This is a genomic window from Dolomitihabitans soli (assembly GCF_022213955.1).
GTDB lineage: Bacteria > Actinomycetota > Actinomycetes > Streptosporangiales > Streptosporangiaceae > Streptosporangium_A > Streptosporangium_A soli.
Window position 1 is genome coordinate 135,818 of the sequence record NZ_JAKNTW010000032.1, and the last position, 7,214, is coordinate 143,031.

5 protein-coding genes and 1 tRNA gene are annotated in these 7,214 nt (G+C 66.0%); 2 read left to right on the plus strand and 4 right to left on the minus strand.

Features of this window, described 5'->3' with window-relative positions; translation table 11 throughout:
• Positions 1-113 precede the first annotated feature (113 nt).
• A complete protein-coding gene (locus tag MBA17_RS40210; protein ID WP_238503019.1) occupies positions 114-1,103 on the plus strand; it encodes a WD40 repeat domain-containing protein in 990 nt (329 codons plus the stop codon).
• Here the strand turns inward: MBA17_RS40210 and MBA17_RS40215 are convergent.
• From MBA17_RS40215 to MBA17_RS40230, 4 genes are all read right to left on the minus strand, one after another.
• Complete coding sequence (locus MBA17_RS40215) at positions 1,086-1,247, minus strand: hypothetical protein (protein WP_238503020.1); 162 nt, start codon at positions 1,245-1,247, stop codon at positions 1,086-1,088. The genes MBA17_RS40210 and MBA17_RS40215 overlap by 18 nt on opposite strands.
• Before the next feature lie 791 nt (positions 1,248-2,038).
• On the minus strand, positions 2,039-3,001 hold the full coding sequence (locus MBA17_RS40220) for a class I SAM-dependent methyltransferase (RefSeq protein WP_238503021.1): 963 nt from the start codon (positions 2,999-3,001) through the stop codon (positions 2,039-2,041).
• Positions 3,002-3,007: 6 nt separating this feature from the next.
• Positions 3,008-3,421 carry an RNA-binding S4 domain-containing protein gene (locus tag MBA17_RS40225; RefSeq protein ID WP_238503022.1) on the minus strand — a complete coding sequence of 138 codons (414 nt, stop codon included), beginning with the start codon at positions 3,419-3,421 and terminating at the stop codon, positions 3,008-3,010.
• A 460-nt stretch (positions 3,422-3,881) separates the two neighbouring features.
• Positions 3,882-3,954, minus strand: a tRNA-Arg gene (locus tag MBA17_RS40230).
• 1,350 nt (positions 3,955-5,304) lie between these two features.
• Here MBA17_RS40230 and MBA17_RS40235 point away from each other — a divergent pair.
• Positions 5,305-6,417 (plus strand): D-alanyl-D-alanine carboxypeptidase family protein, encoded by a 1,113-nt coding sequence (locus tag MBA17_RS40235; RefSeq protein ID WP_238503023.1) that lies wholly within the window; start codon positions 5,305-5,307, stop codon positions 6,415-6,417.
• Positions 6,418-7,214: the final 797 nt, after the last annotated feature.

Here is a 7,214-nt window from a genome sequence, read left to right on the forward strand (position 1 = left end):
GGCTATTGGCGGATTCGCCGTGTGCAGGAGAATCCTCTTGACGCAGTGTTGAAGCTTCATTACCACCGGCCGGCTCAGCGGTCGGCGCGTTGGGACTGACTCTGGAGAGGGCCATGATCGAAGTCCTGACACCACGTCGCACGATCAAGGTCCAGCGGACGCACATCCCCGAGGCGCGTGCGGTTCTCCCTGATGGGGATACCTGCGTGGTCGTCGACGCCTACGGCCGGCTGTTCACAGTATCGCTGTCCACCGGCGGGCAGACCCGGGTGGAAACGGGCGCGCCGGGGGTCGATCTGACTTCGTTGACGCCGGATGGTGGGCTGATGGCCACGAGCATGCACGCCTTCGGGGAGTACGGCATCCGGATCTGGGACACGACCGACTGGACGGTGATCACGGAGTTGCCCGGGCACTCCCACCCGATCCAGGCCATCTCGGCGGCTGGTCAGGTCGTGGTCACGGCGGCCATGGACGGCACGCGGGTGTGGGATCTGGACACAGGTTCCTGCAGGTTCGTGCTGCCGGGCACCGAAGAGGTGATGTGGATCGCGGTGACCCCCGACCAGCGCCGCGTGGTCACGATGGCCTGGGATCGTTCGGTCGTGGTGTGGGACCTGCACCAAGGCACACCGATCCGGACGCTGCGGGACGCCGACCGCGAGGTTCCCGCCCTGAGGTCGCCCGCGAGTGACCGCGGAGTCTGGATCCGGACCGTGCTGGTGGACTCCGCTCGCGATCGCGTGCTGGCGGCCGACGGCTACCTGTGTGCGGGCGGTCTTGAGGGCGATCGCCGCCTTGCGCGCTGGGGAACGATACCGCGGCACGAAAGAGTGAACATGATTCCGAGCAAGGACATGGTGCACACCTGCTTGGCTGCGGTGAACCCGGCGGACGGGACGGTCGCCGTCGACTACGGCGGACGCGCATTCATCCTGGACCAGGGTGGGCGACCGCTCGCGGTGATGGGGCCGGAGCCAGGGCCGGGCTGGATACCGATGAGCACCATGACCTTCGCCCCGGACGGCCGGCTGGTGTCCTCCCTTCCCGGCGCCTTCGCGGCCGTGGAGGTGTGGCCAGCGCTCTCAGAGCTCACCGGATAAGAGGCCGCCGGGTGGGTCCGGCGCCCAGACGGGTCGCGCCGATGACGGGATGACGTAACGCCGGTGCTCGGCCTCCAGCCAGGCGTGGTCGAGCGGCCTGCCGGTGACCCTGCCGATCAGCAACAGGGTTGAACCGATCTCCACCTCGCTGAATCCGATTCGAGGTGGAATCGGTTCTCGATTCTCACCCAGAACCTGTTGTCGTGGCCGACACGGTAGCGGGAGTAGAAGGCCGCCAAGTAATCCCCGTGGATCCTCGCCGCCGCGATCATCTGCTGGCGGCGCCTCACCTGCTGACCTATTTGTTAAATCCTCTTAGCATTCCAGGACCTGTTTCCTGAAGCCCAGCCTGTGGGAGGATGACACTATGTCGATCATCCGAAAGGTCCATGGCGCGTAGGCGTCCGGCACAGATCCGCGCTGGCGGTCCGTGGCGTTCACCGGCAACCACCGCGAAACCCCCCGCAATCCCGGGCCTGTCCTACCGGGGCCGTATCGTAGTGCTCCGTCTGGAGCACGACCGTTATTGGCCCGGTGCGGCGGAAGAAGCGTTACGCACCTGGTCGCTGCTCTTACGCGACCCATGGCATCGGTTTCTCGATTCTGCGCAATCCTGCGGAGAAATGCTGTGCTGCCCCGATCCCGTCGAGCTCCGTTCGCTCGTGGATGCCGTACTTCATGCCCTGCCCAAGAAGGACGCTCGCGTGCTTCGGACGAGAATCGGCGACTTCGATGATCCCTGGTGGCTACCCAAGGCTTGAGCACACAGCCGACGTCATTTTGCAGGCGTACCAGGCCTTGTGCCGTGCGTACGCTGCTCTCGTGGATAGGACTGCGCTCGCTCGACTTCTCGCAGAGGCGGGAGAAGCAGAGAGCCCGCCTGATGATCGCGGAGCCGGAATGCTGCTCTTCATAAGGGAGAGGCTCGTTCATGATCAAGGACGTTGAAGCCTCACGGCGAGGAAGCACGGGGCGGTGTGAAGCTTGGCGTAGGCAGCGTCGTCGATCTCCTGAAGGCCGGCCGCCGGGCGCGGTTCGATGAGTCGCTCCAGCGCGAACCCCGCGTCCAGCAGCTCGCCCAGGAATGTCTCCAACGGTACGCGCTCATAGCGGATCGACAACTCGCCGTCTGCGACAGGAAGCTCACTCCACTCGTGAGCGAAGTACGAGCCGCCGAAGCGACGCCAGTCGGCCGTCGGGTGAGTGGTCGAGACAAGGAGCCAGCCACCGGGCCGCAGGACGCGACGTATTTCGTTCAGGAGTTGCGCGCGCTTGGTGACGTGATGGATCACCAGGGCGCATACGGCCCCGTCGAACGACTCGTCGTCGGCGAAGTGCAGTGGTTCTTCCAAATCGTGGAGGTGTAGTTCTGCCCCGCCGTTCACGTGTGCTCGTGCATAGTTCAGGAGCGTGGCGCTGCCGTCGATACCGACCACCTCGGCGCCACGTGACACAAGTTCGGCGGCGTAATGCCCTGCCCCGCAGCCGACGTCGAGGACTCTCCTCCCGGCGACGTCACCCGCGAGTTGGAGCATCGCGGGTCTGTCGGTGTGCGCGTTGTAGGGGCTGGTGTCGGCGTTCTTGGCGAAGAAGTGGCCGAGGGCGTCGTGGTAAGCGGTCTCATTGCGCATCGGGGCATCGTGGCAGTGGCTGTGGATCAACCGCCATGGGATATCGGTGAGGAGCAGGGCGCCATTCCGGCTTGGGTGACCATTCGTTCGAAACGGCGCGGCCACAAACGGGTCGCTGTCGTCCTGGACTTGATCCAGTCTCGCCACTGCCCCGAGCCCTGCGTGGTCTCGCCGGTGGCGTTGTTCCTGGCGGGCGAGAAAACCGGCGGAGAACAGCGCCGGTGAGGTGGCTGCGGGAGAGTCGCGCATCAAGTTCGATGCGAGCATGCCCGTTCACTCCGGAGCGGGCCCGGCGCTCCGCCCCTCCACCACCGGGCGCCCGAGCAGCCTGTCGATGCTGCGGCGTTCGCGTTTGGTGGGACGACCCGCGCCACGAGCCCGTACGGCCACCGTCACGGACTCCTCGCGCGGAGGAGGCGGCGGGCTCTTGTCGACGTAGCACTCGGCGGCCACGGCGGCGCCGACGCGCTTGGTGATAATCCGGGAGACGACCACAATGCGTTCGCGCCCCTCGTGCCGCAGTCGGACCTCGTCACCGACCCGGATTACGTGCGCGGGCTTGACCCGCACCCCGTTGACCCGGACGTGACCGCCCCGGCAGGCGTCGGACGCGATCGAACGAGTCCTGGTCAGTCGCACCGACCAGATCCAGCTGTCCACCCGAGCACTCAGTTGCTCACCTGCCACTCCGACACTGTACTGAGATCGCCGGGCCGTCAGCACCCACGCCCCTCGCCTGGCCAAGGGCAAGTGGCGCGCCGACGACCTCAACGGCGGCGGCTGGGCTGACCTGATCGTTGACGGACCTGCCCCGTAAGAGCCTGAACTACCTCGCCACCGTCTACGGCTGTGGTGGCTCGCGACGAACTCATCGGCAAGGACGCTCGGATTCTACGCACGTATTCGGCACGATCACCGGCTGTGTTCGTCCCATGCCGGGCGGTCGTAGCGGGTTGCCAGAGACCAGAATGGCTCAGGATCAGGATCTGACCTGGGGAAACGCCCTCAAGATCATCCCGCACATGTCCCACGATCATGGTCCTGTGGCTGCCTGCGGGCACACTCGACTGCCTATCAAGGTCCACCAAGCAGAAGACCTGCGGCGGAGAAGCTGCAGGTCGGAGGCTGAAACGCCTGATCAAATCGGTGCCCCCGGCAGGATTCGAACCTGCGGCACCCGCTTTAGGAGAGCGGTGCTCTATCCCCTGAGCTACGGAGGCGGGGATCCTGGGCTAAGCCTAGCGAAAGTGGAGGCGGTTGTGTGAATGGGAGGGCGGATGGAGTGGGGTGGGGGTGTCATGGGTGGTCTGAGCTGCGGTAAAGGCATGACAAGCGGAGGGGGTGTTGATGGGGGTGGGTGGCTACTGTCACGGTCCGTGATTAGACGGCGGGCGGGTCGGCGGGGGCGGGTGGTTGTGTTGGGGGTTGCGATGGTGGTGCCGGCCGTACTGGGTGGGGGGTTGGTGGTGGGTGAGATGGCTGGTTATGAGGTGGGCGGTGGGTCGGTGGGGGCGGTGGTTCGGTCTGAGAGTGGGAGCGGACCGGTGGGGGCTCGGTCTGAAAGTGAGCGAGGCCCGGTGGCGGTGACGGTTCGGTCTGAGGGTGGGCGGGGTGGTGAAGGGGCGGTGTTGGAGCCGGTGCCGGAGCCAGTATCGGAGCCAGCGAGGGAGCCGGTGCCGGAACCGGTGTTGGTGGGTGGGCCGGTGCGGGCGGATGTTGAGTATGGGCGGTCGGTGCCGGCGCGGTTGATGGGGCGTTCGCTGAGGGCTCCGGGTGGGGGGTTGGTGGCGCCGGTTCAGGGGGGAGTTGTCGGGCGGCCTTGGGGTGAGGTGCGTCCTCGGGGGAGGGGGCGGTCGGTGTTGCCTCGGGCTGGAGGGGACTCGTCGGTGTGGTCCGGACGGGCTGAGGGCGGATCGTCGGCCTGGTCCCGGAAGGGATCGGGCTGGTCCCGGGAGGGATCGGTGTGGTCTCGGAAGGGAGAGGTGGGGCGGCAGGGAATCTCTCGTGGGAAGTGTCCCGAGGAGTGGCGGCGGACGTGGATGTGGGAGGTCTGTCAGGAGCAGTACCAGTGGTCGCGTTAGGGCGACGCTGCCTGGCTCCGAGCTGCCTGGCTCCGAGCTGCCTGCCTCCGAGCTGCCTGGCTCCGAGCTGCTTGGCTCCGAGCTGCTTGGCTCCGACGAGGTGTCCCCGAATTGCCGGAATCGAAGGCAGGTCCTCGATCAGTTGCTCGTGCTGGCGTTGATGCCGGGCGGTGCTGGACGTCTGCGGCCGATAGATGGGGTTATGCGGGGTCTGTGCGGTTGACGTGGAAGTGAACGGTATGGGGGGTGGTGGCGTATCTGGGGGTGAAGGGGTGCGTGGGGTAGAGCGTGAGGGGGTGTATGAGGGTGAGATTATGGAACCTAGGTGGCGAATGGGGCAAAGGGAACATTGCAGCTCTGGCTACTCAGGCCCGGGCACTCGGGGAGCTGTAGTAACGTGCGTGCCTGGCTCAGGTCACGAGTTCGCAAACGGAGGAGTCGACGGTGCCATCTCCTCGATCAGCGTGCCTGGTCGCGGTAGTCGCGGTGATGACTTCCCTGGTTCAGGGGACGGCGAGTCAGGCGGTTGACGAGCCCGATCCGGCGGTTTCGGTGAAAGTGCCGGGTGTGGCGGAGGTCCGTGTCGAGGATCAGGCGGATGCCGGGGCCGGGGGGCGGGTGAGTTCCCTGGTCAAGCAGGATCCGACGAACCTGACGGAGCTCAGGAAAGAGGCCGAGATCGCGGCGCGTGATCTCGAGGAGGCGTCGAAGGCGCTGAAGAAGCGGCAGAAGCAGCTCAGCGACGCCGACAAGGAGCTGAACAGCAAGCTGCAGGAGTTGCGTAACGCCGATCAGGCCCTGGGGCAGGTGCGGAAGCCGCTGTCCGACATGGTGGAGCTTCTTTATCAGCAGGCGGGGGCGGGAGAGATCGCGCCGTTCGCATCCGGTCAGTCGGACGGGGCGACCTTGCGGGCGATGGGCAGCATGGAGCAGCTTGTCGCGGCGCGGAACCAGGTGGTCGCGGATACGGGGCGGCTGCAGGGGGAGCGGGAACGGCTGGCGGCTGAGGCGCAGGAACTGCGTTCGGGGAAGTTGCTGGGTGAGGCTCAGGTGGCGGTGGAGATCGACATCTTGAGGAAGCGGTCGGACAAGATCGTGAAGTCGTTGACCAAGGCCATGGTCAAGCTGGGGATCAAGATCGACAAAGTGGGCCGGGCGGCTCTCGGGTGTGACCCGACGAAGGTGAAGTCGGCGGACAAGTTCCCCAATGGGCTGATCCCCACGGAGTACCTGTGCCCGCTCCAGCAGAAGGGGCAGGAGCTTCGGGCGGATGCGGCGATCGCGTTCGTCAGCTTGAGCGAGGCTTATCGCCGGCGGTTCGGCAAGCAGATCTGCGTCACGGACAGTTACCGGAGTCTCGCCAACCAGCAGTCGGTCTATTACCGGCGACCGGGGTTCGCGGCCGTTCCCGGGCGTAGCAATCATGGGCTGGGGATGGCCGTCGATCTGTGTGGCGGGGTTGAGCGGTTCCGGTCGGCGGAGTTCAACTGGCTTGAGGCGAACAGTAAGCGGTTCGGCTGGATTCACCCTGAGTGGGCCTACAGCAATCCCTTCGAGCCGTGGCACTGGGAGTACGACCCCAAGGTCGGCTCGCTTCTGTAGCCCGTGTTCTGTACGGCTCGCGCCCTCGCCGGTGTCGCGATTGTGGGGGGTCCGGCACGATAGGTGATCGCCGCAGGTCCGGCCGGACTCATGGGCGGAAACCGGCCCGGCGTGGTCGCCGTGCGGGATTACATGCGGCTGCTCGGTTCGGATCCACGCCGTGAAGGTGGCAATGAACCCGGATCGGATACGACCAGGTGGCCGGTCTCTTGGCTGGCATCGCATGCCATCTTCATGCAGCAGGCCGGCCCATAGCTGGGCGCCATGTGGTCGGCGTATCCCTGGCGCATGACTCGACTGCCGTCTCACCGCTTTGAGGCCGAGTGGTAAGTGTCGGGACCGAGGCGGTTAATGCTGAGAAGGCGTCACGTGCGGGGTCGTTCCGGATTCCGTTACCTCCCGCGAGCAGGAGGTGGTCGTGGTCGCGAACGGTCGGTTCAACCTGGAGGTTGCCGCGGCCCAATACGTGAGCCTGGGAGCGGTTGAGGCGCACGCCAGCCGTCTGAGGGTGAGGCTCGGTGCGCCGCAACCTGGTGCGTCTGCCTGGCCGGGCCCGTCGTCGCCGTCTCCGAGGCGGCCTCCTCGACTGACAGGCGAGGTGACCCTGCAGGTGGATGCAGGTGGATGCAGGTGGATACGAGGTGCCCGAGCACTCGCCGTCGCGCCGCGTGGTCGCGTCCACGCACGTGGTGTATGAGTCGATCTCCGCGTGATCCTGTTTCTGCAGGTTAAGCGGTAAGTGTCTGCGGCAGCGGATTCGGGGCTGGTGTGTCGCCCGGGATCACACGGATCCGGGC

Coding starts and splice junctions, on each gene's coding strand:
- MBA17_RS40220 (WP_238503021.1), bottom strand. CDS start 3,001: ATGCTCGCATCGAACTTGATGCGCGACTCTCCCGCAGCCACCTCACCG.
- MBA17_RS40235 (WP_238503023.1), top strand. CDS start 5,305: ATGACTTCCCTGGTTCAGGGGACGGCGAGTCAGGCGGTTGACGAGCCC.
- MBA17_RS40210 (WP_238503019.1), top strand. CDS start 114: ATGATCGAAGTCCTGACACCACGTCGCACGATCAAGGTCCAGCGGACG.